The following is a 26,402-nucleotide window of genomic DNA, read 5'->3' on the forward strand; positions in this document are numbered from 1 at the left end:
CAACGACTTCACCGGCCGCGGCGAGAACAAGCGCGAGGAACTCGCCGCGTTCCTCGAAGACCTCGAGCGTCAGGCCACCAAGTTCGAGGAGATGCGCGACCGCTCCCTCGCCCGCGAACGCGCGAAGGCCGAAGCACGCGCGTCGTAAGCTCAGATCGGCTGGTGTGCCCGGTACCGACTTCGGTGCCGGGCACCACTGTTTTCGGGCCGTCGCTCTCGGCCCACCGCCGTCACCATGATCACGTTCCCTCCGTTCCAAAGGCTTCTCTCATGACACTGCAGATCGGCTCGCTGGAGTTGGCCAGCCCCGTCGTCCTCGCACCGATGGCCGGCGTCACCAATGTGGCGTTCCGCACGCTGTGCAGGGAGCAGGAGTTGCAGCGGGCGGGCAGTACCTCGGGTCTGTACGTGTGCGAGATGGTCACCGCACGCGCGCTCGTCGAACGCCAGCCGGCGACGATGCACATGACGACCTTCGGCCCCACCGAAACCCCGCGGTCGCTGCAGCTCTACACCGTCGATCCGGACACCACGTACGACGCGGCGAAGATGATCGTCGACGACGATCTGGCCGACCACATCGACATGAACTTCGGCTGCCCGGTTCCGAAGGTCACCCGAAAGGGCGGCGGTGCTGCGCTGCCCTACAAGCGGAACCTGTTCGGTCGTATCGTCGCCGCGGCCGTCAAGGCGACCGAGGGCACCGACATTCCCGTCACCGTCAAGTTCCGCGTCGGCATCGACGAGAACCACCACACTCATCTCGATGCAGGTCGAATCGCCGCAGGCGAGGGCGCGGCGGCAGTGGCACTGCACGCCAGAACCGCCTCTCAGCGTTACTCCGGCACTGCCGACTGGAACGAGATCGCGCGACTGAAGGAACACGTCTCCGGCATCCCGGTACTGGGCAACGGCGACATCTTCTCGGCGTCCGATGCGGTTCGCATGATGGCGGAGACCGGGTGCGACGGCGTCGTCGTCGGGCGTGGTTGCCTGGGTCGGCCCTGGCTGTTCGCAGAACTCAGCGCCCGCCTGAACGGCAGGCCCGAACCCACTCCACCGACCCTCGGCGAGGTGGCCACCATCATCGCCCGGCATGCCGAGCTGCTCGCTCAGCATCACGGTGAGAGCAAGGGTCTGCGCGAGCTGCGCAAGCATGTGTCCTGGTATCTCCGCGGGTTCCCGGCGGGGTCGGATCTTCGGGTCTCGATGGCGTTGGTGTCCACTCTCGGCGAACTGGACGACCTTCTGGCGCAACTCGATCCGACCGTTCCGTTTCCCAAGGACGCCGAAGGCCCCCGTGGTCGGCAGGGCTCGCCGGGCGCGGTTGCGTTGCCCGACGGTTGGCTCGACGACCCGGAGGACGTCTGCGTTCCCGCCGGTGCCGATCTGATGCATTCCGGCGGCTGATTCACGGCTGACCAGCAGCCCCCACCTCGCACGAGTGGACCATGCCGCTCGAGTCAGTACTATGGCTGGGATTGCCGAGTTGACGGCGCGTGCGTGTGATGGAAGGCCAGGTTCGAATTCGTGGGAGACGATCGAGAGTCGGGCCCGTCTGTGCCCGAGGGTCGCGCCCCATGGGAGCGCCCGCTGTCTTCAATCGGACGTTCCGGACAGCGCCCACCTCGCTCCGAACGTCCTGCAACACCGGACGCAGAGCAACCACCGCAGCCCGGAGACAGCGGCAGGCTCGGCAAACGATCACCGCGTAACGCCGACACCGTCTCGGTCGCCGAGTTGGTGGACAAGATGTCGCGCTCGGGATCGATGCGGCGGGTGCCTGACGAACGTCCCGAAGTCGAAGAGCCGACCGAGGTCATCGCCCCCATCACCGATTCCACTCCCTCGCCTGCCCGGGCAGTGCCGCCGACTCCGCCGCCGCATGCCGCACCGGAACCGGTGGGCGCGCCCGCAGCGGATCGACCGACTCTGACGCGGTTGGCGATGAGTCGGGTACGTCGCCGCCGTCGGGTACGGATGATCGGCCGGAGCCTGGTCTCCCTCGTCGCGATCCTGGCGGTGGCCTTGACCGGAGTGGTGTGGGGATACCTACGCAACACCGATCAAGGATTTCTCCAGGTCGCCGCTCTCGATCCCGATTCGACCGACGTCGTCGACGCCGCAGGCCAGTACGGTGACGAGACGTACCTGATCGTGGGCACCGACACCCGCGCCGGGGCCAGCGGCGAGGTGGGAGCCGGAACCGTCGCCGACGCCGAGGGATCGCGCTCGGACACCGTCATGTTGGTCAACATCCCTGCCGACCGCAGTCGCGTCGTCGCGGTGTCCTTCCCCCGCGACCTCGACGTGACGCGGCCGGAGTGCGAGCAGTTCGACAACATCACCAATACCTACACCGGGGAGATGTTCCCCGAGGCCTACGGCGACAAGCTCAACGCCACCTACGCCCTCGGCGGCCCGAAGTGTCTGGTCAAGACCATCCAGAAGATCTCGGGCCTACGCATCGGACACTTCGTCGGGATGGACTTCGCCGGGTTCGAGTCCATGGTCGACGAGGTCGGCGGCGTCGAGGTCTGCACCGCGCAACCCCTGTTCGACTACGAACTCGGAAATGTCCTTCCCAACGTCGGAACACAACGTATCGACGGCCGCACCGCGCTGAACTACGTTCGGGCCCGCAACGTCGAGTCCGAGGGCAACGGCGACTACGGCCGCATCAAGCGACAGCAGCGTTTCCTGTCGTCGCTGCTGCGGTCCGCGCTCTCGAACAACGTGCTGCTCGATCCCGGCAAGCTCAACGGGTTCGTCAACGCGTTCACCTCGGACACGTTCGTGGAGAACGTCAAGACTCAGGACCTGGTGACACTGGGACGCTCGCTGCAGAACGTGGACGCCGGCGCGGTCACCTTCCTGACCATCCCCACCACCGGCACCAACGACTACGGCAACGAGATCCCGAACGACGACGCGATCGGTGCGATCTTCCAGGCCATCATCGACGACGCTCCGTTGCCCGGCGAGGAACGAGCGGAGCCGGTGACACCCGAATCACCCGCACCTGCCGCCGTACCCGACGCGCCACTGTTGGCCGTGGACCCGTCGACCGTGTCGATTCAGGTGTCCAACGCATCCGACATCGCCGGGATGGCGCAGACAGCGTCCGACGAACTCGCGGTCTACGGATTCCAGATCCTGACGGTCGGCAACTTCTCGGGCACCGCAGCGCAGACCGTGGTGCGCTACTCCCAGGATCAGGAAGCTGCCGCTGCGACGGTCGCGTCGGCGATTCCCGGCGCTGCCATCGAGTTGGCACCGAGCCTGAACAATGTCGTCGAGGTCGTGCTCGGCTCGAACTATCCCGGATACACCCAGTACCCGACGGCGTTCGGTACCGAAATCGATCCCACTCAGGTGGAAGGAACCACCCAGAGTGCGCCCCTTCCGGAGGATCTCTCGTACACCAACGCAGCCGACGACACGTGCGCCTGACTTCATTCATGCTCCGTTAACCCTCGGGACAGGGAACTGGTCGGTGTGAGCTACTAAACTTCGCTCATGCGCGTCGCCTACAACGAACAGATGAACGAGCTTGCCGATCTCCTCGGAGAGATGGCGAGCCTGGCTGGTGCGGCCATGGAAAAGGCCACTCAGTCCCTCCTTCAAGCAGACCTGGTGCTCGCCGAGCAGGTCATTTCCGAACACGACAGGATCACCGAACTCAGCGCGGTGTGCGAGGAGAAGGCCTTCACCCTTCTCGCCCTGCAGGCTCCGGTCGCAGGCGATCTCCGTTCGGTGGTGGCCGGCATTCAGATCGTTGCCGACATCGACCGTATGGGCGCGCTCGCACTGCACGTTGCCAAGATCACCCGCCGCAGGCACCCGAACCACGCCCTCCCCGAGGTCGTCAACGGGTACTTCGCCGAGATGGGTCGCCTCGCCGTCCAGATCGGCGCGTCGGCTCGTGAGGTCCTCGAGACCCGCGATCCCGAGCGCGCTGCCAAGCTGCAGGAGGAGGACGAGGCGATGGACGATCTGCACCGTCACCTCTTCACGGTGTTGATGGACCGCGAGTGGAGCCACGGGGTCGCTGCTGCGGTGGACGTGACCCTGCTCGGCCGCTTCTACGAGCGGTTCGCCGACCACGCCGTCGAGGTCGGCCGTCGAGTGATCTTCCTGGTGACGGGTGAGCTGCCCATCGACCTGAGCCACAACAACATCCCCACCTCGTAGGCCTGCCCTCGTCGAGAACCGAGTAGTGCTGCGCTGCAACGCTACTCGGTTCTCGCATCGGGACAACGAGCGCAGATGTCGAAGAAGCCCCCGCCGAGCCTGTGCTCAGCGGGGGCTTCTTCGTTCGTGTGTGGTTATCCGAAGCGGCCGGAGATGTAGTCCTCGGTGGCCTTCTGCGTCGGGTTGGAGAAGATCTTCTCGGTGTCGTCGATCTCGATGAGCTTGCCGGGCTTGCCGGTCGCCTCGAGGTTGAAGAAGCCGGTCTGGTCGCTCACACGGGCGGCCTGCTGCATGTTGTGCGTGACGATCACGATCGTGAAGTCCTGCTTGAGTTCCTGGATCAGGTCCTCGATGGCGAGGGTGGAGATGGGGTCAAGAGCCGAGCACGGCTCGTCCATCAGCAGGACGTCGGGAGAGACGGCGATCGCGCGAGCGATGCACAGACGCTGCTGCTGACCGCCGGAGAGGCCGCCACCGGGCTTGTCGAGGCGATCCTTGACCTCGTTCCAGAGGTTCGCTCCCTTGAGCGAGCGCTCGGCGATCTCGTCGAGTTCCTTCTTGCCGCGGCCGCCCTGCAACTTCAGGCCCGCAACGACGTTGTCCCGGATCGACATCGTCGGGAACGGGTTGGGGCGCTGGAAGACCATGCCGATGGTGCGACGCACACCCACGGGGTCGACGCCGCTGCCGTAGATGTCCTCGCCGTCGAGCAGCACCGAACCCTCGACGCGCGCACCCGGGGTGACTTCGTGCATACGGTTCAGCGAACGCAGGACGGTCGACTTACCGCAGCCCGACGGCCCGATGAACGCGGTGACGCTGCGCGGCGGTACGGCCAGAGTGACGTCGGAGACGGCGTGGAACTTGCCGTAGTAGATGTTGACGTCCTTGAGATCGAGACGCTTTGCCATGTTCTTCGTTCCTTAGAGTTCGCTGGAGTCGGGTGGGTCAGAAGTTCTTGGGCGAGAAGAACTTCGAGACCAACTTCGCGCCGATGTTGAGTATTGCGACGATCAGGATCAGCGTCAGGGCTGCTCCCCACATGCGCTCAGCGGTGAGCACGCCGGTTCCTGCTTTCTGCAGGTCGACCATCATGAGCGGCAGAGACGTCTGCGGCCCGGAGAAGATGTTGAAGTTGATGGCGGTGGCCGATCCCACCAGGATCAGCACCGGTGCCGTCTCGCCCATCACGCGGGCCAGGGCGAGCATGATGCCGGTGACGATGCCGGACAGGGCCGTGGGAATGACGATCTTGGCGATGGTCTTCCACTTCGGGACGCCAAGGGCGTAGGACGCCTCGCGCAGGTCCTGCGGGACGATGCGCAGCATTTCCTCGGCCGAGCGCACGATCACGGGGATCATCAGGAGCACAAGGGCGAATGCGACGGCGACACCGGAGCGCTGGAATCCGAAGGTGGCGATCCACAGTGCGTAGATGAACAGGGCCGCGACGATCGACGGAACACCGGTCAGAATGTCGACCATGAAGGTCGTCACTCGAGCCAGTCGTGTACCGGCCCCGTACTCGACGAGGTAGATGGCGACGAAGATGCCGATCGGGATGGAGATGATGGCGCAGAACAGTCCTTGCAGGAGTGTTCCGACGATGGCGTGGTAAGCGCCGCCGCCTGCGATGAACTGGGTGACGCCGGCCTGCGAGTTCTGCCACCAGGTGGGCGAGACCACGGCGGACAGACCGCGTGAGATCACCGTGTAGAGCACCCAGATGAGCGGTACGAGTGCGACGAGAACCGAGAGGCTGACGAGGATCGTCGCCGTGAGGTTGGACGCTTTACGCCGTGCGCTGACGCCCTGGAACGTCGGTTCCTTGACGGGCTTGTCCATGGTTGCGGTCACGGGTCAGTCCTTCTTTCCGGCGATGGCGGCGCGGGCACCGGCGTTGACGACGAAGGTGAGGATGAAGAGCACCAGACCCGCGGCGATGTAGGCACCGGCTTGGAGCGGGTTGTTGAACTCGCCCGCGGCCAGCGCGATCTTCGTGGCAAACGTGGAACCGCCGTCGAACAATGTTCCGCCGAACGTTGCCTGAGTGCTGCGGATGATGATGTAGAGCGCGATGGTCTCACCGAGTGCACGACCGAGACCGAGCATGGAGCCGCTGACGTAGCCGGACTTTCCGAACGGAATGACCGTGGTGCGCACGACCTCCCAGCGGGTGGCTCCGAGGGCGAGAGCTGCTTCGATCTGCCCCTTCGGCGTCTGCATGAAGACCTCGCGAGTCACCGCTGCGATGATCGGCAGGATCATGACCGCGAGCACGATGCCACCGGTGAAGATGGTGCCACCGCCTGCGATGGAGACCGAGCCGGTGCCGAAGAGCGGGAACCAACCCAGGTTGGCGTTCAGCCACTCTGCGAACGGGCTGATGGCGGGCGCGAGGACGTACAGGCCCCAGAGGCCGAAGACGATCGACGGAACTGCGGCCAGGAGATCGATGACGTAACCGAGCGGTCCCGCGACTCGCTTGGGTGCGTAGTTCGTCAGGTAGATGGCGATGCCGAGTGCGACAGGCATCGCGAGGATCAGCGCGAAGAGAGACACCGTGACGGTGACCAGGAAGAGATCGAGAACGCCGAACACCATGGCCGAGGTGTTGGAGGTGTCCCACGCGCCGTTGTAGGTCAGGAAGTTGACCGTGTTGTTCGACAGTGAAGGGATGGCACGCCAGAGCAAGAAGATGCCCACGGCGGCGATCAGGGCGATGATGAAGATGCCCGAGCCCGTGGCGAGGCCGGAGAAGATCCTGTCACCGGGACGTGTGACGGTCCCCGTCTTGTTCTTGTCTGACAATTGTGGTTCTTCCGGTTTGTGCGCGGCACCCGCGGTGGGCACGGTAGCCGCAGAGGGGACGCCGGTCATCGAGTGGGTGTCGCTCATACCGCTCACTGTCTCGTGTGGAGGTCGAGGACGGTCCTGCTTCGGCTCGCGTTGCCACGAGCCGAAGCAGGGTTACGTCTCATTGAATCAGGCGATTGCTTCGATAGCGGTGGTCAGACGCTCCTTGAAGGACTCGGGGAGCGGCACGTAGCCGGCTTCCTCGAGGCCCTGCTGACCCTCGTTGGCTGCGCTGAGCAGGAACGACTTGACTGCTGCCGAGGTCTCGGGGTCGTAGCCCGCCGAGCAGACGATCTCGTAGGTTGCGAGAACCAGCGGGTAGGTCTCGGCCTCGTTGCTGGCGTACAGCGCGTCGATGTCGATGACGAGGTCGTTGCCCTCGCCGGAGAACGTTGCCGCGTCGATGGCTGCGGCAGCCGACTCGGTGGTGAGCTCGACCGGTCCGTTGCCGAAGTCGACGGCAGCCGTGCCGAGGCTCTCCTGGTCGGCGAAGCCCTTCTCGACGTAGGTGACCGAGCCGGGGGTGGCCGCGACTGCCTGGGCCACGCCCGAGGATCCGTTGGCACCTTCGCCGACGCCGCCGGCCCAGTCGGAGCTGTGGTTCAGGGTCCACGCCTCGGGAGCCGAAGCGGCGAGGAAGCGCTGGAAGTTGTCGCTGGTGCCCGAGGAATCGGAGCGGTAGACGGGGGTGACCGCGGTGGCCGGCAGGTCGACGCCCTCGTTGAGTGCGGCGATGGCGGGATCGTTCCAGGTGGTGATCTGGCCGGTGAACATGCGCGCGATGACGTCCGGGTTCAGCGCGATGTTGTCGACGCCGTCGAGGTTGTAGGCCACGGCGACCGGTCCGAAGACCAGCGGAAGGTTCCACGCCGGGTTGCTGTCGCAGCGGGTGGCCGCCTCGACTGCCTGCTCGTCCTTGATCGCGGAGTCGGAGCCGGCGAAGTCGACCAGTCCGGCGACGAACTGTGTGCGGCCGTTACCCGAGCCGCTGGTGGTGTACTCGACTGCCTTGCCGGCACACACGCCGGAGTAGATCGAGGTGAAGTTGGACATGGCGTTCTGCTGCGCGGACGAGCCTTCGCCGGTCAGCGGGGATTTGCCCTCGCAGGTAGCCGAGGAGTCGGATGCGCCGTCCGTGGTGGCGACGTTGGCGTCGCTACCGCATGCGGTCAGCAACATGGCACTGATGGCCACTGCACTCATGAGAGCACCGTTGCGCTTGAGGTTCACCTGTTTCCTCCGGGGAATCTGTAGGCCGTGTCCACGGCTCGGACCTGAGCGGCCGCGCTGTGACTGTGTGGGTGCCGGCTCCGAAAGAAACCTCGCACCAGGCGACGTAGGTTGTCGCCCATCGAGAAAGGTAAGGGCAGGTGGTAGACGTTTACCCCCGCATAGGTGAACGGGAGATGAACACCGCAGTCGGTGTGTCCGTTCACGCACTGCGCGCGTAAGCGGCATCCACGTGGTAGTTCTCGAAGCCCAGCTTGGTGTACGTGTGCACGGCAGCGGTGTTGTCGGCCTCGACGTAGAGCATGATCTGGCCCAGTTCTCTGCTGCGTAGATAGTGCAGGCCGGCCAGCGTCAGCACCCGCCCCAGACCACGACCCTGCGACTGCGGGTCGATTCCGACCACGTACACCTCGCCGATGGCCGGTTCCACACCCTCGGCCCGGTGGACCTTCGTCCAGTGGAAACCGAGGAGGCGGTCACTGCCCTCCTCGAACGCCAGGAACAGGCCCGCCGGATCGAACCACGATTCTTCTCGTCGTGCGTCGATGTCACGATCGGTCCAGCCACCCTGTTCGGGATGCCACGAGAAGGCCGCATTGTTCACGCGCAGCAGCTCGGCGTCGTCCTGATGCCCCCGGTAGGTTCGGAGCGAAATACCCTCTGGCACAACAACATCCGGAAGATCGGGATGCCCGGACGAGCGACGCATCTGGAGCAACTCGCGAACGACCTGCAGCCCGAGCGCCGCAGCGACGGACCGTGCGGCGGGCAGATTGCCGTGCGCCCAGATACGGGTATCGGAGCCGACATCGAGTGCCTGAGAAACCAATTCGCGCCCGACACCGTGACCGCGGAAGGAAGGGTCGACGACGGCCTCGGCCATCCCGTCGGCGATTCCGACGTAGCCCACCACACGATCGCCCTCGGTCGCGACGAACCGAACGACCTCGTCACCGTCGTCGATGGCCTTCACGGCCTGCTCCGACAACGGCGCAGTGCCGTCGGCTTCCGTTGCGCGCGAAAGGATTCGATGAATCTCGTAGGAAACTCGGGAAGACGGTGCTCCGCCGTCGATCGAATGGACGTCGAAGGCAGGATCCGAACTCATCTACGAGAGAGTACTCTCTTGCTCGAACTCGAAATCCGCATCGTCGGAATCCCCGCCGGCAGCATCCGATGCCACTGGTCCACCCTTGGCATTGCGCGCCGGACGAACAGCCTTGTATCCCACGTTCCGCACGGTTCCGATGAGCGACTCGTACTCGGTACCGAGCTTGGCGCGGAGGCGTCGAACATGGACGTCGACGGTGCGTGTACCACCGAAGAAGTCGTAGCCCCACACTTCCTGCAGGAGCTGGGCGCGAGTGAAGACCCGACCCGCATGCTGAGCCAGATACTTCAGCAGCTCGAATTCCTTGTAGGTCAGATCGAGCGGACGGCCTCGTAGACGCGCGGTGTACGTGCCTTCGTCGATGACCAGTTCGCCGAGCGTGATCTTGCCCGAGGTCTCCGGGCTGGCAACTCCCCCGCTACGGCCGACCAGCAACCGCAGCCGAGCGTCGAGCTCCGCGGGGCCGGTGCCGGGGAGCAGGATGTCGTCGAGGCCCCAGTCGGAGTTCACCGCGACGAGTCCGCCCTCGGTGAGAACTGCCACGACGGGGATGGCCGATCCGGTACTCCCCAGCAGGCGACACAGACCACGAGCAGCAGCGAGATCGGTGCGCGCGTCGACCAATGCGATATCTGCCGAACCGGCTTCGAGAAGCGAGGACACCTCGGTGGGCACCGGGCGTACGTGATGCGCCAGGAGAGCGAGGGACGGCAGAACGCCCTCCGGATGGGGATCGGAGGTCAGTAGTAGGAGCTCCACTGCGTCTCCATTCTTACTGCTGGCCGGTCCAGCCCAGGCTGGATTGGAGTGATCGTCAAGGACACAGACTAGCTTGTCCGTACAACCGGCCGAAGAGGGCAGTACGCGATCCGTCGGTCACAATGGACCCGTGCGCACACTTCTCATCGGACTCGCCAGCCTGCTGGCCCTCGCGCTCGTGGTCGATTTCGGCGCAGCGGCCTACTCGGAGTACCGGGTCTCCCGCGCGATCCGAGCGGGCGGTGAGCTCACCTCGGACCCTCAGGTGATCGTGCACGGATTCCCGTTCCTCACCCAGGCGGCGGACGGCCGCTATCAGAACATCGAGATCCGAGCGCAGGACGTGCCGACCGACTACGTCGGCTCGACGACGATCGAGGCCAATCTCCGCGGCGTGCACATCGCGCTGTCCGACCTGATCGACAACAACGTTCGAGCGATCCCGGTGGACGAGCTCGACGGCCGCGTCCGTATCGAGGCGACGGACCTCGGCCGGTTCCTCGGCATCGTCGACCTGCAGGTTTCCGCCCCGCCGGCCGACAAGTCGGACGGTACCGGCGGTTCCGGTGGGTCGGGCAAGACCACGACCGGTGGCGTCGTGCTGACCGGAACGGTTCCGGTCGGCCCCCTCGAGACGACGGTGAGCGTCAAGGCCGATCTGTTGCTCGAAGGTGACAGCGTCGCCATCGTGGCGTCGGACTTCTATTTCGGCCCGGAGGGTCAGGCAGATTTCTCGATCCCCGATTTCGCCGAGCCCACGGTGCTGGGACTGTTCACCAAGACCATCGAGCGTCAGAGCCTGCCCTTCGGGCTCCTCCCGACCGACGTCTACGCGGAGGGCTCGCAGATCGTCATCGAAGGGTCGGGCGAGAACGTGACCATCGACCTCAACGAGATCGAGAAGCCGTGACAGGGATCACAGTTCTGGTCGTCGTGGCGATACTGGCCGTCGCCACCGGATTATTTCTCCGCAGCCGATCGGGTGCAGTGCGGGCAGTGCGTACCACCGAATCCGAGACCGACGCTCTGTACCCACTTATGCTCGACGCGGGTGCCGCGACCGACTCCGCGACGGTGCTGCACTTCTCGGCGGACTGGTGCGGGCCGTGCGCAGCTGTGCGACGCGTCGTCGGGCAGGTGTTGGAAGGGCGAAACGACGCCCGGGAACTCGAACTCGACATCGACGCCCATCCGATCCTCGCCCGCGAGCTGGGCGTGCTGTCACTGCCCACGACGTTCGTCCTCGACAGCGCATTGCAACGGCGCTCCAGAATCGCGGGGGTGCCGTCCGCTGCGGCGCTACGGTCCGCGCTCGACGACCTTTGACCGGCCCTCCCGAGACCGACGGTAGGACCCGACGCTGGTAACGGGTAGGATGCTCTTCGTGTTCTCCCGCCGCGAGCTGATGCTCACCAGTCGACGCACAGTTGATCTGTGCCGACTGGGCGGTTGTTGCTGTCGCTGCTGCTGATTTCCTTCTGCCGCCACGCCCATGCGTGATGTCCGGCCCGATGATCGAAATCCACGTCCGAGCACTGCCCATGCGGCGTGCCCCGGCCTCGCACAGGAGTACATCTCGATGTCGACACCCGACACCAGAACCACCACCGACACCACCGTCGACCAGGTCGATGTTCGCGGACCGCGCTTCGCCGCATGGATCACCACCGCCGTCCTGGTCCTCGTTCTCGTCCTCACCACGTTCTCGGTCCCCGCGGCGGCGATCCTGCTCGGGCTACAGGCGATCGTGTTCGGAATCGGAGCCGTCCGCGGACCCAAGCACAGTCCGTACGGCACGATCTACGCGACATTCGTCGCACCGAGGCTGTCCCCCACCAGCGAACGCGAGCCGGTGGCACCGTTGAAGTTCGCCCAACTGGTGGGCTTCGTGTTCGCCGCCGTCGGAGTTCTCGGCTTCGCGCTCGGCGCTCCCGTCGTCGGCACCGTGGCCACGGGCTTCGCGTTGTTCGCGGCCTTCCTCAACGCCGCATTTGCGGTATGCCTCGGCTGCATGATCTACCCCCTCGCTGCGCGACTGCGCACCACCTCGCGCACCACTGCTTGACCTACACCGATCCATAGAGAAACACCGAAAGGAACACCATGGCTCGCTCCGACGTCCTGGTCTCTGCCGACTGGGCCGAGCAGAACCTGAACGCACCGAAGACCGTCTTCGTCGAGGTCGACGAAGACGCAAGCGCCTACGACGGCGGACACATCGAAGGTGCGGTCAAGCTCGACTGGCGCAAGGACCTGCAGGACCCGGTTCGCCGCGACTTCCTGAACCAGGAACAGTTCTCGGACCTGCTGTCGGCCAAGGGCATCAGCAACGACGACACCGTCGTCCTGTACGGCGGAAACAACAACTGGTTCGCGGCCTACGCCTACTGGTACTTCAAGCTGTACGGCCACAAGGACGTCAAGCTCATCGACGGTGGCCGCAAGAAGTGGGAGCTCGACGGCCGCGCGCTGTCCAAGGACGTCGTCAGCCGTGAGACCACGCAGTACCGGGCCGAGGCACCCGACCTGTCGATCCGCGCGTTCCGCGACGAGGTCATCGACGCCATCGGCAACAAGAACCTGATCGACGTGCGTTCGCCCGACGAGTTCTCGGGCAAGATCCTCGCCCCGGCTCACCTTCCGCAGGAACAGGCGCAGCAGCGTGGCCACGTGCCGTCCGCGATCAACATCCCGTGGAGCACGACCGCCAACGAGGACGGCACGTTCAAGTCCGACGAAGCGCTCGAGGAGCTGTACAAGACCAAGGGCTACGACGACAGCAAGGCCACCATCGCCTACTGCCGCATCGGCGAGCGTTCGAGCCACACCTGGTTCGTCCTCAAGGAGCTTCTGGGCAAGGAAGACGTCAAGAACTACGACGGCAGCTGGGTCGAATACGGCTCTCTCGTCGGAGCACCCATCGAGCTGGAGGTTCGCTGATATGTGTGGAGCACCCGTGCAAGGCCAGACCATCCCCGCAGGCGTCGACGTCGAGAAGGAGACGGTCATCACCGGCCGCGTCCTCGCAGGCGACGGTGAGCCCGTAGCCGGCGCATTCGTGCGTCTGCTCGACGGCAGCGGCGAATTCACCGCAGAGGTCGTCGCGTCGGGCACCGGAGACTTCCGGTTCTTCGCCGCCCCCGGACAGTGGACGCTGCGTGCACTGTCGGCATCGGGCAACGGCGACACCGTCATCGCTCCCGACGGCGCAGGCGTGCACTCGGCGAACGTCACCGTCGGAGTCTGATTCCGCCCGTTCGTATCTCACGAGAAAACCCCCGCACCTGCTCGCAGGTGCGGGGGTTTTTCGCTCTTCCGGAGGCCTCTAGTTGGGAACGGGTGCCGGGGCCGCCGGATCGGGAACCGTCGAGTACTGCGGCGGGAACATCCCTTCCGGTACCGGAATTCCCTGGGACTCGAGGAACGCGCCGAGGTCGCTGATCTGGGTGACCGTCCCCGGCTCCGGCAGCAATCGAGGTTCGGCCGGGGCCTCGGCGGGCGGGTCCTGCGGTGCGGCGGCGTCGGGAGCAGGTGCTTGTTTCTTCTCGCGCTCCGTGCGGGCGAGGTCCGTCACCCACGCGACGATCTTCTCGCTCTCCCACTCGTAACCGTCGTTGGGGTCGTTGTACCAGTACGACAGGTGCTGCAGGAATCCGAGCAGCAGGTACGGCCCGAGTACGACGTCGGCGATACCCTTGTTGTTCTCGACCATTCCTTCGCCCTCGGCGCTCAGCTTGGCCTCGACGGTGTCCGCACCCGGCCCGAGTGCCCAGTTGAGGTCGGCGAGCAGCTGGTCGGGGGACAGAGCCGCCACCGCCTTGGCGTCGTCGACCTGATACTGCTGGTCGGACACCTTCACCAGGACCTGTAGCAGCGTTTCGTCCGATTCGAGCCACGACTTGTTCGTCGCGATGTCGACGATCGCACGAGTGGCGATCGTGGCCACCGTCCGGGCGAAATCGGCCACCGTCTGAACGGGGTTGAGCAGGGTGAAGCGCATCTGGCCCAGAACCCCCAGGGCCAGCTGCAGCAGTTCGATCTTGTCGGGCGCATCGCACGAGAGATCCCAAGGTCGGCACGACCAGGTGACCTTGTCGGTCAACGTTCCGTAGTCCCGTGGCGACTGGTCCATGAATCCACCGAGCGACTCGCCGGGCTCGTCGTCGAAATTCGGCACCCCGGCCGGCCGGTACGGCGATCCGACCATCATCACTCCGGCGATGTCGTCGGCGGTGACCAGCGCGTCGGGATTGCGGTGGCCGATCTCGACGGCCATCCGGTCGAGTATCTCGCCGCCGACGCTGTACCCGACCAGAACGAACTTCGTCCTGTCACCGCACTTGGTCTTGTACTCGTCCATCAGACGATTCGTCGACGCGATGCCTTCGGCGATGGTGTTCTGATAGGTCGAAACGTCGTCGAGCACACCGACGCCGTACGTCGATGCGTAGGGAACGTACAGCCAGCCGACCGTGCCTGGGCTGCCTGCATTGACCTCACCGGTGGGAACCGTGACGTTGCCGACCCAGTTCGACGCCACGGTCGACGATTCCTCGTTCAGAGGATTGCGCCCCGAATCCGAGTCGGTGGCACCGGACACGGCGAGCATCAACACATCCGGGCAGTCCTGCGCGTAATTGTTGGGGTCGATGTTCGGGCCCTGCGACGACCCGAAGTCGGACGAGCCGGCATCCGCCGATCCCGAATCCGGGGCGGCGAGCGCGGCTGCCGGTGCGGCAAGAGCCAACGCCAGTGCACACACCGCGGATTTGAACGACACGGATCCGAACGACGATGTCCGTTTACGACGCAGCATTGTTACGGAGACCTCCCCAGCCTTCGACAGAACACAGTGAAAAACGTCGAGCCCTCGCCCTCGAGCACCCGACGCCCCCCGAAGAAGGTACCTGCTCGCCGGGCTTTCTCCATCAATACGAGTGATCCAGCGCACTGACGGCCCCGAAGTTGGGTAGATGTCACCAAGGACACAGCCCGGATTCGGGCCGCTGTTCTCGACGACGATCGCAGCGGGTTAAACTCGCTCTCGTGGTCATCTTCTTCGAGGTATTGCTGGCGCTTGCGGCAGTAGCCATCATCGCGTTCTCGCTGTATGTCGTCTACCGACTGGTCAACGACGAATCGTGACAGAACCGGTTGCGGGTCGACCCGGCAGTGCTGACGAGGGGCTCGATACCCCCATCACCAGTGGCGACGAAGCAATAGCGGCTGCCGAGCAGAAGTTCGCCGACGCGTCGACGCGGAACGTTCCGGTCCTGCCGGACATCCCGCATCCCGACGACACGGCCAACCTCCGCCTCGGCCCCGATCTGCACCCGTCGATGCTCGCTCTGTTGCCGCTCGTCGGCGTGTGGCGCGGTGAAGGCGAAGGCCACGACCCCGAGTCCGGTACCGACTACCCCTTCGGTCAGCAGATCGTCGTCACCCACGACGGCGGTAGCTACCTGAGCTGGGAATCACGTTCGTGGCGACTCGATTCCGACGGTAACTTCGCACACCCCGATCTCCGCGAAACCGGGTTCTGGCGCATGAGCGGTGGCAACGGGCTCAAGGGTTCCGAGGACGAAGAGGTCGTCGAGCTGTTGCTGACACACAGCACCGGCGTCGTCGAACTGTATTACGGCCATGCACTCACCAAGTCGTCCTGGGAACTGGCCACCGATGTCGTCATCCGTAGCACATCGGGTGCGTTGGTCGGCGGGGCCAAGCGGCTCTACGGCATTGTCGAAGGCGGGGATCTCGCGTACGTCGAAGAACGAGTCGTCGCCGACGGCCCATTGGCACCGCGGTTGTCCGCGCGCCTGACTCGTTACATCGGCTGACTCTTCAGCACTACCCACTGCACGCGAACGGCCCCCGAGCCATACCTGATGTCAGGTCCCGACCGGACAGGTCGGGGGCTCGGGGGCCGGGTAGCTGTCTGGGATTCGCTTGCCGCTCGCGCGGTCTTCGCAGTGAATCCGTCAGCGATTGCGGCTAGCTGACAGCCACCTCACGCGTCCTAGAGTTCATCAACTTCAGACCACCTCCTCTCTCGTGTACTTCACAACGTACGCCCGAGTTTCCGAGTCGGCAAAGAGTTTTTTCGCACTGTCCGAGCCGAGGTCGATCACCTGGTCGGCGTCGGTGCGCTCCGGCAGTTGATGGGTGACGACCACCACTGTTCGGTCGGCTCCGAACAATCCTCCGTCCGTGGTGAGCAGCTGGCGCAGTATCGATTCGCCGGAGATTCGGTCCAGGTGCTCGGTCGGTTCGTCGAGCAGCACGATCGGTGCCGTGCTGAGCACGGCTCGCGCGAGCAGCAGTCTGCGGCGCTCTCCCCCGGAGACGGCCTGTGCGCCGCCCACCAGGGTGGTGTGGACTCCGAGAGGCAGAGCGTCGAGCCATGGACCGAGGCCGACTTTCTGCAGTGCCCTTATTGCTTCCTGTTCGTCCACATCGCCGCGCACCACTCGCAGGTTCTCCAGAATCGAGGTGTCGAACAGGTGCGCGTCCTCGGCGAACAGCGCTGCCTCCGAACCGCATTCCTCGGCGAACTCCCGCAGCATCGTGCTCTTGCCCGATCCGCTGGGTCCGATCAGTGCGCTTCGCGCAGTGGTGCGGTCAAGTGCCTCCGAGGGCACATGACCACGCCACTGCGGCGGAGCCGCATCGAGCATGGCCAGGATTCGAGTTGCCGCGATTCGTCCACGCATCAGGGCGATTGCCGCTCCGGGCAGTGCCGCCGTCGCTTCGAAGGCGGCCAGCGGAACCAGCACGACGATGGCCAGGGCCATCGGTGTCATGCCACCTGCGGTGCCTCCGGTCGGTCCGTACAGCCCGATGCCGACGAGCAAGGACCCGATCACCGATGCACCGATCGACAGCGGACCGGCGGCATCGGCCAGCGCCGACGGTCGTGCCGCCCGGTCGCGTGCGAGAACCGAGTCCTGAGCTGCCCCATTGGCTTCGGTGAGCGTCGCGTCGAGTCGTCCGGCGACCCGCAGCTCTGCGGCGTGGTCGAGTGCCCGAACGGCCGTCTCGGTGAACCGCGCGTCGGCGTCGGCTCCGGCCTCTTCGGCGACCCGTGCCGACCGCGCCGCCAGGATCGGTGCGCCCACCCCCGCGATCAGCAAGGACACCGCCAGGATCGACGCGGCGGCAGGCGCGATAGCGGCGACCAGTCCTACGGCTGCGAGCATCATCACGACGCTGACGCAGATGGGAACGATCGCGCGTACGACGACGTCGCCGAGCACGTCGACGTCCGCCCCGGTGCGAGCCAGGACGTCACCGCGCCGCAGAGTGAGCGCGCCCTGCCCGTTCGCCAGTCGTTCGTAGATCCTCGTGCGCGCTGCCGTCGTACCGCGCAGGGCCGCGTCGTGTGTGGTCAATCGTTCGAGATAGCGAAACACCCCGCGGGAGATGCCCAATGCACGAACGGCCACCACTGCGACGGTCAGATCCAGCACCGGAGGCATCTGCCACGCTCGGGTGATCAACCATGCCGACAGTGCGGCGAGAGCCAGTGCGCTGCCGAGAGTTGCCACGCCTGCGGCCACGGCCAGTGCCACCCGCCGTGGGGAGAGCTCGAACAGGGCCAGCGCGCGTCGTAGATCAGACATGATCGAACTCCCGTGCCACCTCTGAGCTGCTTCGCACCTCGACGACGCGGTCTGCGGCGTGCAGTACCGAGCGCCGGTGACCGACCATCACCACGGTGACCCCGCGATCGGCCGCATCTCGAAGGGCCTGCAGCACAGTCCGTTCGCTCGCCGCATCCAGGTGCGCCGTGGGCTCGTCCAGCACCATCACCGGAGCAGCGGAGACGAACGTTCGGGTCAGGGCCAGACGTTGCAGCTCGCCGAGCGAAAGACCGACTCCACCCTGACCGACGCGAGTGTTCCAGCCGTTCGGGTGCTCTCGCAGTACGGCATCGAATCCCGAAGCGCGGCAGGCCGCGTCCAGTGCGGCGGCGTCGGGCATGCCGTGGAGGGTGACGTTCTCGTGGAGCGTGCCGGGCAGCAGTATCGGCCGCTGCGGAAGCCAGGCGACCTGTGCCCACCATCGGTCGAGATCGAGATCGACCACGGGCACACCGCCGACCAGAACCGCGCCGCTCGTGGGCGTCGTGAGTCCCAGAACCGCGTGCAGTGCAGTCGATTTACCCGAGCCGTTGGGCCCGGTCAGTACCGTGATGGTGCCCGGGCGGCACAGCGCACTCAACTGGGCCGGAGCGTCGCCGTCCCGGCTCGCGACGGTGAGTCCGGCGAGTTCGATGTCCGCGGTCGCAGCGTCGACGGTCCGGCGGCCGGTCGGCTGCGTCGTACGCCTGTCCAGGACTCGGAAGGCGCGCTCCGCGGCCTCGACGCCGTCCTCTGCTGCGTGGAACTGGGTCCCCACGGCGCGCAGCGGGAAGTACACCTCGGGCGCCAGGATCAACGCGATGATGCCCGCTTCGAGAGTCATCTCGCCGAAGACCAAGCGCAATCCGATGGCGACGGCCACGAGCGCGACACACAGGGTCGCGAGCAACTCGAGCACCATCGACGACAGGAAGGCGATCTTCAACGCGCGCATGGTGGTTCGTCGGTGCGCGTCGCCCAGTGCGCGGATGCGAGCGGCCGGTCCGTGTTCGCGACGCAGCGCGCGCAAGGTCGGCAGGCCGGCCAGAAGATCGAGCAACTGTGCAGACAGCCTGGTCATCGTGGAGAGCGTCGCCGCGGCTCGGCCCTTGGTCAGCAACCCGATCAGAATCATGAAGATCGGAATGAGCGGCAAGGTCACCGCGATGACCACCGCCGACGTCACGTCCTGGGTGACGATGACGATCAGAACCAGCGGAGTGACGATGGCCGCGGACACCAGCGCCGGCAGGTATCCGGTCAGGTACGCCCGCAGACCCCCGATTGCTCGGGTCACGACGACGACCAATTCTTCCCGCTCGCGGTCGAGCTCGCGAGGCTCGAATCGCGTTGCTGCAGTGAGCACCTCCACTTCCAGCTCGGCCACCACACGTGACGCCGACCGGTGCGCGTAGCGGGACTGAGCTCCGGTTGCGAGCACACGGACGGCCACTGCGCCCGCCAGCACCGCCAGTTCCGTCGTCCAGGCGGACAGCGATCTGGCCGTCGGTTCGGTGATGACCCCTGCCAGCACAGTTCCGATTGTCAACGCGCTCACGATGATGCAGAGCGTGACGACGGTCGACAGTGCAACCGTGACGATCAGGTAGCCCCGCGCGGATCGAGAGTACTTCCACAGTCGGGGATCGACCGGTCCCCGCGTGCGAGCGGAGGCGGTCACGATTTCACCGTCAGTCCGATCGAGTCCGGGATGTGGGCACTCGAAATGCGTTGGCGGAAGACCCAGTACGTCCACCCCTGGTATCCGATGACGATGGGTGCGGCGAACGCTGCGGCCCAGGTCATCACTTTCAGTGTGTACGGGCTGGACGACGCGTTCGCGATGGTGAGATCGAAGGCGGCATCCGTGCTCGACGGCATGACGTTCGGGAACAGGGAGGCGAACAGCAGCACCACAACCGCAACGATGGCAATGCTGGTGAACACGAAGGCCCAGCCTTCGCGCACTCTCGCCGTCAGCGCGACGACGAGGAGCAGGGCCACCGCTGCCACGCCGACGAGTACCCAGGTCCATGTCTTGCCGTGGGCGAGTTGGGTCCACACAGCGAATGATCCGCCGACGAGAACTGCCGGAATTGCCAATCGCGCTGCGATTTTCACCGAGTCCTCGTGCACGTCTCCCGAGGTCTTGAGTGCGATGAACACCGCGCCGTGCAGCGCGAACACCAGTGCCATCGTGGCTCCGCCGAGCAGTGCATAGGGGTTGAGCAGATCGAAGAAGCCGGCGGTGACCTTCTTGTTCTCGTCGATGGCTACGCCGCGCACGATGTTGGCGAAGGCAACGCCCCACAGCACCGCCGGTACCCACGAGCCGATACCGATGCCGATGTCGCAGCGCCTGCGCCACACCGGATCGTCGATCTTGCCACGCCATTCGATGGCGCAGATGCGCAGGATCAGTGCCACCAGGATCAGCAGCAGCGGGAGGTAGAAGCCGGAGAACAATGTTGCGTACCACTCGGGGAACGCTGCGAACAGCGCGCCGCCTGCGGTGATGAGCCAGACTTCGTTGCCGTCCCAGACCGGGCCGATCGTGTTCAGTACGGTGCGTCGACGCTTCTCCCCCGTGGCGGAATCGGGGTGCCGCCCGAGAATGGGCATGAGCATTCCGACGCCGAAGTCGAACCCTTCGAGCACGAAGTAGCCGACGAAGAAGAAGCCGATGACGAAGAACCAGAATTCGGGCAGTGACATTGCTATCCCCTAGTAGGCGAACGAGAGCTGTTTGGGCTCTTCGTCTTCCGATTCCGGTGGGTCGACGTGCGGATGCGCGTCGTGTTCGAGAGGCCCTTCGACCACGTAGCGTCGGAGCAGGTAGAACCACACACCACCGAGAGCGGCATAGAGCAGTGTGAACGTCACCAGTGAGGCGAGAACGAGGCCGACGGGGTGGTCCGAGACACCTTGGTCGACGGTGAGCCGAATCTGATCGACGCCGGACAGGTTGGGTGCGACGACCCATGGCTGGCGGCCCATTTCGGTGAAGATCCAACCGGCGCTGTTCGCCAGGAACGGCGTCGGAATGGCCAGCAGTGACAACCGCGAGAACCACTTCTGGTCGGGAATCCGGCCACCCCGAGTGACCCACAGTCCCGCGATCGCAAGCAGTGCCGAGCCTGCGGCCAGTCCGATCATCATCCTGAATGCCCAGTAGGTGACGAACAGGTTGGGCTTGTAGTTGCCCGGGCCGAACTGCTGCTCGTACTGCTCCTGCAGTTGGTTGACTCCCTGCACGGTGGCACCGAAGTCGTTCTCCGCCAGGAACGAGGTGAGGCCGGGGATCGAGATAAGGTGGACCACGGACTCGCAGTTGTTGTGGGTGCCCACGGTCAGGAGCGAGAAACTGGCTCCGGTCTCGGTGTCGCACAACGATTCTGCGGATGCCATCTTCATCGGTTGTTGCTCGAACATGAGCTTGCCCTGGATGTCTCCGGTGATGGCGAGGGCGCCGCCCGCGACGATCATGACGATGAAGGACATGCGCGCTGCCGACCTGAACATCGAACGCGAGTCGGTGGCCGGGAGCGGAGCCTGCGCAGTGACCCCATCGGCAGGGAGCGGAGCCTGCGCAGCGACCCCGGTGGCCGGGGCCGGGAGCGTGTCGAACTCGTTCTCGGTCTTCGCTTTACGAGCCTCGCGGACCATCCACCAGCCGGAGATGCCTGCGACGAAGGTCGCGGCGGTGAGGAACGCTCCGGCCACGGCGTGTGGAAATGCTGCCAGTGCAGTGTTGTTGGTGAGCAGTGCCCAGATGTCGGTCAGTTCGGCGCGGCCGGTCTCTTCGTTGTAGATCGCGCCGACGGGATGCTGCATCCAGGAATTGGCGGCGATGATGAAGTACGCCGAGGCGTTCACGCCGATGGCGACGAGCCAGATCGTGGCCAGGTGAACGAGTTTGGGGAGTCTGCTCCATCCGAATATCCACAGTCCGAGGAACGTGGATTCGAGGAAGAAGGCGACGAGGCCTTCGAGTGCGAGCGGAGCGCCGAACACGTCACCGACGAAGCGGGAGTATTCGCTCCAGTTCATGCCGAATTGGAATTCCTGGACGATGCCGGTGGCGACACCGAGGGCGAAGTTGATGAGGAAGAGCTTGCCGAAGAACTTGGTCAGTCGGTACCAGGAGTCCTTGCCGGTGATCACCCACATGGTCTGCATGGCAGCCACCATCGGAGCGAGGCCGATCGTGAGGGGAACGAGTATGAAGTGGTAGACGGTGGTGATACCGAACTGCCAACGTGAGACATCCAAGGCGTCCATCAGGGCTCCGAACTCTTCCACCCGTACTGTGACGGGTAACACCGCAGGTCAGGGCGTTGGCCCGCGACGAATTCGACAGTACTACTACGAGTAGTAGTAGGGAAGAGTCCTTCGGCAGAGTCGTTGGACTCCTACCGAGTTTCGGCCGTCTCCACGGCGGCATCGACCATCGATCGAACGTCGTCGGTGTGCCGCCGAGTGCCGAGCGGGACGCCGTTCATCGTCGTGACCCGCGCGGCGAGAGTGACGCTCGAGACCAGCCAAACACCATCTGCGGCAATGAGATCCGCCGGATACAGGTGTCCGCGTTCGCACGTCCATCCGGCGGACTCGGCTACGGAGAACAACCCGGCGACCGTGGTTCCGGCCAGGATGCCCTGTTCGACCGACGGTGTGACGAGAGTCTTACCGCGCGCGAGCACCACCGTCGAGCGCGGACCTTCGAGCACCCGCCCCTCGCTGCTGAGATAGATGACGTCGTCGACGCCCTGAGCGGACGCGTGCCGGAGCGCGGCCATGTTGGTGGCATACGACAACGTCTTGGCCCCCGCGAGCTGCCACGGCGCTCGGGACGAGAAGTCCACCGAGTAGCCGCGGTCGAGCGTGATCACCGACACCCCGTCGGTGCGCGCGGCCCTCACTCGCTCGGGCAGCGCTCCCACCGTCACGTACGCGGTGGGGTCACCGCCGCCCTCGCGTCCGCGGCTGAGAACCAGACGCAGGACTGCCTCGTCCTCGGACTCTCGCGCCCACAGGCCGACGGACTGTTCGACGACGGCGCGCCACTGGTCGAGATCGGGAATGGGCAGGTCCAGTGCCTTCGCGGACGCCACCAGCCGAGCCAGATGCAACTCGACCGCACACGCCGCGCCGTCGCGCACGAGCAGCGTCTCGAACACCCCGTCGCCGCGCACCGCGGCCAGATCGTCGGCGAACAGCAACGGCCGATTCGCGTCGTGCACCCGGCCGTCCAACGTCACCACTACCGACTCCGACATGCCCGTCACCCTAGAGGGGAGCGGACGCGTTCGATCAATCCGCTCGGTCGGCCGCCGCCATCGCGTCGGCGTACTCGTCGAGGTCGAGATCCTCGGCGACGACGACCTTGGTGCCGTTGTAGACGTCGCGGTCGATCTCGTCGTCGGCGTTGGCGACGAGCATGGCGACGAACGTGTCTCCGTTGACGTTGAGGAACGTACGGAAGATTCCGGCGAACCAGTCGACGGCGATCAACAGGCCGACGGCCTCGAACGGTAGGTCGAGCGAGGTCGCGAGGAACATCGCGACGACGGGGAATCCGCCGGGCACGGTGATGGTGCCCATGTTGAGCAGAACCGCCAGACCCATGCCGAGCACGATCTGCCCGAGACTCAACTCGATGTTGCCTGCCTGCGCGAGGAACATCACCACGATCATGTAGTTGAGAACGGCACCGTACGAGCCCATGGTGAGCCCGATCGACAGCGTGAAGTTGGCGACCTTCTGGCTGACGCCGACCTTCTCGACGGTGTTGCGCAGCACCGTGGGGAAGGTGACGGCCGAGCTCGTGGTCGTCACTGCGACGGCCGTCTGCTCGGTGAGCTTGCTGGGCAGCTTCCACGGGTTCAATCGGGTGCGCATCGTCACGACCACGACGAAGAGCGCGAACAGAATCAGCACCCCGAGGAGCGTGGTGCCGAGGTAGCTCAGTGCAGTGGAGACCACGGAGAACCCGACGTCTCCGGCGAGCGCGGCGAGCAGACAGAACACGCCGACCGGGGCGATGACCATGACGAGCCGGATCATCGTCAGGACGATCTGCTGAATCTGGTCCATGAACGAGAGCACCTGGGTGTTGCCGGTCTTGGTGATGTGACTGCGCAGCGCGATACCGAAGAGCAGCGAGAAGACGATGATCGGCACCATCGTCGCCGTCGACATGGCGTCGAACACGTTGGTGCTGACGAAGTTGAGCAAGGTGTCCTGCCAGCCGAGCGCCTCTCCCGCCGATTCCTCGAGCGACGGATCGAGCTGCTGGGTGAACACCATGCCCGCGCCCGGGCGGACGATGCTGCTCAGCACCCAGGCCAGCACGGCCGCAACCACCGAGAACCCGATCATCCACTTGAAGGTGCGGAAGGCGATCCTGCCGGTTCCCGCTCCTGCCATCGATCCGGTGGCGACGATGACCGAGGCCATCACCAGCGGGACGATCGACATCTGGATCAGTCGGATGAACAGATCGCCGATGAACTTCAGGTTCGCGGCCCATTCGCCGACCACCAACCCGAACACGATGCCGCCGATCGCGGCGAGGCCGATCTGCGCGGCTGGATGCGCCAGTTTCTTCATGGATCGACACGGTAGGTAGGCGTCGTCGCGGTGCCGTGTCGTCGCCGTTTCGGGGGTGTAAAGGGACCGGTCATCGAGTTGCCTCGCCGACGGGCTCCTACTATGGAGCTGTGTCCGACACAGTCACGATCAGCCCGAGTCCACTTCTGACACTTCCCGGCGCAGTGCCCTCCCCCGACGACAGCGTCGATGCCGGGGTGGCCTGGCACTACGGCAATCCGTTCGGTGAACAACGCGACGCGGTCAGCGGCGCTGCCGTCATCGATCGGTCCCACCGCTTCGTCCTCGCCATCAGCGGAGACGAGCGCCTGAGTTGGTTGAACACCATCTCGAGCCAACTCGTGACGAACCTGGCCGACGGCAGCTCGGCCGAGAATCTCAGTCTCGACGTCAACGGCCGCATCGAGCATCACTTCGTGCAGACCGACCTGGCCGGCGTCACGTACATCGACACCGAGCGCGCAGCCGGCCCGGATCTGCTCTCGTTTCTGAAGAAGATGGTGTTCTGGGCCAAGGCCGAACCCCGCCAGGCCGACGAACTCGCCGTTCTCACCGTCCTCGGATCCGACTCGTCGTCGGTGCTCGGCAAGGCCGACCTGCCTGCTCCGACCGAGATGTACGGTGCTTCGCCGATCGACGGCGGCGGTTTCGTTCGGCGTATGCCCTGGCCGGGAAAGAATTCGTACGACGTGGTGATCCCCCGCGAGAACATCACCGACTGGTTCGTCCGGCTGCGCGACGCCGGAGCCGCTCCCGCCGGAACCTGGGCGTTCGACGCGTTGCGCGTGGAATCGTTGCGTCCGCGCGTAGGAGTGGACACCGACGAGAAGACCATCCCGCACGAGGTTCGCTGGATCGGCAGCGCCGCCGAGTTCGGCGCGGTGCATCTGGAGAAGGGCTGCTACCGCGGGCAGGAGACCGTCTCCCGCGTGCACAATCTCGGTCGCCCGCCGCGGCACCTGGTGCTGCTGCATCTCGACGGTTCTGCGGACGGTCGGCCCGGCACCGGCGATCCGGTCACCGCGGGCGGACGCTCCGTCGGCCGCCTCGGTACCGTCATCGATCACTTCGAGCTGGGGCCGATCGCACTGGCTCTGCTCAAGCGGACCGTTCCGGTCGATACCGCCCTCGAGGCGGGTCCGTGTGCGGCGTCGATCGATCCCGATTCGATCCCGTCGTACGACGACGTCCAGGCCGGTCGCGCTGCGGTGGACCGCCTGCGCGGCCGGTGATCGGCACCGTTCTCGCTGTCTGCGTTGTGCACGCCGATGTTCCGTTCGGACGCCGCGCGGTGGTCGACAGTGGCATCGACAAACGGCCCGTCGACGGGCCGGTGGACGTCCACGAGCTCGGCATCGGTGGTGATCACTGCCGCGACACGAAGTTCCACGGCGGACTCGATCAGGCCGTCTATGCCTACGACGAGGACGAGGCGAGGTACTGGGCCGATCAGCTGGGCACGCCCGTTCCTCCCGGACGTTTCGGTGAGAACCTGCGGACCACCGGTGTCCCGGTGACCGATGCGGTGATCGGCTCGCGGTGGCGAGTGGGCAGTGTGGAGCTGGAGGTGACGATCGCCCGCAAGCCCTGCGGAACGTTCGCACGGTGGATGGGCGAGCCCGGTTGGATCCGTCGCTTCACCGCGCGCGGTGATGTGGGTGCGTATCTCCGAGTGCTCGAACCCGGGGTCTTCGGCGGCGGTGACGCCGTGAGCGTGACGTCGGTCCCCGAGCACGGGGTGACGGTGCGGATGCTGTTCGAGGGGAGGGATCACGCAGCGATGCAGACTCTGCTGGACGCGCCGGGATTGGCACCGAAGGTGTACCGCGACGCCGCTGCAGCGCTCGAATCGTTGCGGCGACCATGACGCGCAGCACTACCGATTTCGTGTCGCAGAACGAAGATAGTTTGCCTCTGCACGGATATGCGCAGGTACAGGCGGCATCGACCCCCGGCCCGGGCGTGTCGCATCACCATGCGCGCCCCCAACACGTGGTGCCGTATGCGCATCGCAGCGA

At 65.3% G+C, this 26,402-nt stretch carries 24 protein-coding genes and 1 pseudogene; 12 read left to right on the forward strand and 13 right to left on the reverse strand.

Annotated features, from left to right (window positions below; translation table 11 throughout):
- From CH276_RS29045 to phoU, 4 genes and pseudogenes are all read left to right on the forward strand, one after another.
- Positions 1 to 148 (forward strand): annotated as a pseudogene (locus CH276_RS29045) (acyl-ACP desaturase); the annotation flags it as partial.
- A 122-nt stretch (positions 149 to 270) separates the two neighbouring features.
- Positions 271 to 1,410, forward strand: a complete 1,140-nt coding sequence (gene dusB, locus CH276_RS19020) for a tRNA dihydrouridine synthase DusB (RefSeq protein WP_032395893.1) — start codon at positions 271 to 273, stop codon at positions 1,408 to 1,410.
- Between the two features lie 120 nt (positions 1,411 to 1,530).
- Positions 1,531 to 3,453 carry an LCP family protein gene (locus tag CH276_RS19025; RefSeq protein ID WP_094632561.1) on the forward strand — a complete coding sequence of 641 codons (1,923 nt, stop codon included), beginning with the start codon at positions 1,531 to 1,533 and terminating at the stop codon, positions 3,451 to 3,453.
- A gap of 66 nt (positions 3,454 to 3,519) precedes the next feature.
- Positions 3,520 to 4,194 carry a phosphate signaling complex protein PhoU gene (gene phoU / locus CH276_RS19030; protein ID WP_032395895.1) on the forward strand — a complete coding sequence of 225 codons (675 nt, stop codon included), beginning with the start codon at positions 3,520 to 3,522 and terminating at the stop codon, positions 4,192 to 4,194.
- A gap of 134 nt (positions 4,195 to 4,328) precedes the next feature.
- On the opposite strand, the gene pstB is transcribed toward phoU, so the two are convergent.
- From pstB to CH276_RS19060, 6 genes are all read right to left on the reverse strand, one after another.
- A complete protein-coding gene (pstB, locus tag CH276_RS19035) occupies positions 4,329 to 5,105 on the reverse strand; it encodes a phosphate ABC transporter ATP-binding protein PstB (RefSeq protein ID WP_032395896.1) in 777 nt (258 codons plus the stop codon).
- Positions 5,106 to 5,142: 37 nt separating this feature from the next.
- On the reverse strand, positions 5,143 to 6,051 hold the full coding sequence (pstA, locus tag CH276_RS19040; protein ID WP_032395897.1) for a phosphate ABC transporter permease PstA: 909 nt from the start codon (positions 6,049 to 6,051) through the stop codon (positions 5,143 to 5,145).
- A gap of 3 nt (positions 6,052 to 6,054) precedes the next feature.
- Entirely contained in the window at positions 6,055 to 7,092 is a 1,038-nt protein-coding gene (pstC, locus tag CH276_RS19045) for a phosphate ABC transporter permease subunit PstC (protein ID WP_045196637.1), read from the reverse strand.
- Positions 7,093 to 7,179: 87 nt separating this feature from the next.
- Positions 7,180 to 8,280 (reverse strand): phosphate ABC transporter substrate-binding protein PstS, encoded by a 1,101-nt coding sequence (pstS, locus tag CH276_RS19050; protein WP_032395899.1) that lies wholly within the window; start codon positions 8,278 to 8,280, stop codon positions 7,180 to 7,182.
- A gap of 202 nt (positions 8,281 to 8,482) precedes the next feature.
- Positions 8,483 to 9,388, reverse strand: a complete 906-nt coding sequence (gene mshD, locus CH276_RS19055; protein ID WP_094632559.1) for a mycothiol synthase — start codon at positions 9,386 to 9,388, stop codon at positions 8,483 to 8,485.
- Positions 9,389 to 10,150, reverse strand: a complete 762-nt coding sequence (locus CH276_RS19060) for a winged helix-turn-helix transcriptional regulator (protein ID WP_032395901.1) — start codon at positions 10,148 to 10,150, stop codon at positions 9,389 to 9,391.
- 130 nt (positions 10,151 to 10,280) lie between these two features.
- On the opposite strand from CH276_RS19060, the gene CH276_RS19065 reads away from it, so the two are divergent.
- From CH276_RS19065 to CH276_RS19085, 5 genes are all read left to right on the forward strand, one after another.
- Entirely contained in the window at positions 10,281 to 11,060 is a 780-nt protein-coding gene (locus tag CH276_RS19065) for an LmeA family phospholipid-binding protein (RefSeq protein ID WP_045196641.1), read from the forward strand.
- Positions 11,057 to 11,476, forward strand: coding sequence for a thioredoxin family protein (locus tag CH276_RS19070; protein ID WP_094632557.1), 420 nt, complete (start codon positions 11,057 to 11,059; stop codon positions 11,474 to 11,476). The genes CH276_RS19065 and CH276_RS19070 overlap by 4 nt, the downstream gene beginning before the upstream one ends.
- A 253-nt stretch (positions 11,477 to 11,729) precedes the next feature.
- Entirely contained in the window at positions 11,730 to 12,215 is a 486-nt protein-coding gene (locus CH276_RS19075; protein ID WP_032396296.1) for a DUF4395 domain-containing protein, read from the forward strand.
- A 38-nt stretch (positions 12,216 to 12,253) separates the two neighbouring features.
- Positions 12,254 to 13,090, forward strand: coding sequence for a sulfurtransferase (locus tag CH276_RS19080; protein ID WP_032395904.1), 837 nt, complete (start codon positions 12,254 to 12,256; stop codon positions 13,088 to 13,090).
- Position 13,091: 1 nt separating this feature from the next.
- On the forward strand, positions 13,092 to 13,397 hold the full coding sequence (locus tag CH276_RS19085) for a DUF1416 domain-containing protein (protein ID WP_032395905.1): 306 nt from the start codon (positions 13,092 to 13,094) through the stop codon (positions 13,395 to 13,397).
- Between the two features lie 78 nt (positions 13,398 to 13,475).
- Here the strand turns inward: CH276_RS19085 and CH276_RS19090 are convergent, their stop codons facing one another.
- Entirely contained in the window at positions 13,476 to 14,966 is a 1,491-nt protein-coding gene (locus CH276_RS19090; RefSeq protein WP_094628466.1) for a cutinase family protein, read from the reverse strand.
- Positions 14,967 to 15,348: 382 nt separating this feature from the next.
- Here CH276_RS19090 and CH276_RS19095 point away from each other — a divergent pair, with 382 nt between their 5' ends.
- A complete protein-coding gene (locus tag CH276_RS19095; RefSeq protein WP_045200287.1) occupies positions 15,349 to 15,990 on the forward strand; it encodes an FABP family protein in 642 nt (213 codons plus the stop codon).
- Between the two features lie 195 nt (positions 15,991 to 16,185).
- On the opposite strand, the gene CH276_RS19100 is transcribed toward CH276_RS19095, so the two are convergent.
- The 6 genes from CH276_RS19100 to CH276_RS19125 form a co-directional block, all read right to left on the reverse strand.
- Positions 16,186 to 17,772, reverse strand: coding sequence for an ATP-binding cassette domain-containing protein (locus tag CH276_RS19100; RefSeq protein ID WP_141214749.1), 1,587 nt, complete (start codon positions 17,770 to 17,772; stop codon positions 16,186 to 16,188).
- Positions 17,765 to 19,456 carry a thiol reductant ABC exporter subunit CydD gene (cydD, locus tag CH276_RS19105; RefSeq protein WP_094628482.1) on the reverse strand — a complete coding sequence of 564 codons (1,692 nt, stop codon included), beginning with the start codon at positions 19,454 to 19,456 and terminating at the stop codon, positions 17,765 to 17,767. The genes CH276_RS19100 and cydD overlap by 8 nt, the downstream gene beginning before the upstream one ends.
- Positions 19,450 to 20,487, reverse strand: a complete 1,038-nt coding sequence (gene cydB, locus CH276_RS19110; protein ID WP_094628468.1) for a cytochrome d ubiquinol oxidase subunit II — start codon at positions 20,485 to 20,487, stop codon at positions 19,450 to 19,452. The genes cydD and cydB overlap by 7 nt, the downstream gene beginning before the upstream one ends.
- A 9-nt stretch (positions 20,488 to 20,496) precedes the next feature.
- Positions 20,497 to 22,053: a cytochrome ubiquinol oxidase subunit I gene (locus tag CH276_RS19115; protein WP_094628484.1), complete on the reverse strand. Its 1,557-nt coding sequence runs from the start codon at positions 22,051 to 22,053 to the stop codon at positions 20,497 to 20,499.
- Between the two features lie 131 nt (positions 22,054 to 22,184).
- Positions 22,185 to 23,051, reverse strand: coding sequence for an aminodeoxychorismate lyase (locus tag CH276_RS19120; protein ID WP_094628470.1), 867 nt, complete (start codon positions 23,049 to 23,051; stop codon positions 22,185 to 22,187).
- Positions 23,052 to 23,085: 34 nt separating this feature from the next.
- Complete coding sequence (locus CH276_RS19125; protein WP_094628472.1) at positions 23,086 to 24,384, reverse strand: dicarboxylate/amino acid:cation symporter; 1,299 nt, start codon at positions 24,382 to 24,384, stop codon at positions 23,086 to 23,088.
- Between the two features lie 110 nt (positions 24,385 to 24,494).
- Here CH276_RS19125 and ygfZ point away from each other — a divergent pair, with 110 nt between their 5' ends.
- Both ygfZ and CH276_RS19135 read left to right on the forward strand, forming a co-directional pair.
- Positions 24,495 to 25,616, forward strand: coding sequence for a CAF17-like 4Fe-4S cluster assembly/insertion protein YgfZ (ygfZ, locus tag CH276_RS19130; RefSeq protein WP_094628474.1), 1,122 nt, complete (start codon positions 24,495 to 24,497; stop codon positions 25,614 to 25,616).
- Positions 25,613 to 26,251 (forward strand): MOSC domain-containing protein, encoded by a 639-nt coding sequence (locus CH276_RS19135; protein WP_032395912.1) that lies wholly within the window; start codon positions 25,613 to 25,615, stop codon positions 26,249 to 26,251. The genes ygfZ and CH276_RS19135 overlap by 4 nt, the downstream gene beginning before the upstream one ends.
- Positions 26,252 to 26,402 lie beyond the last annotated feature (151 nt).

The sequence above is a fragment of the Rhodococcus sp. 06-470-2 genome (assembly GCF_002258235.1).
Lineage (GTDB): Bacteria > Actinomycetota > Actinomycetes > Mycobacteriales > Mycobacteriaceae > Rhodococcoides.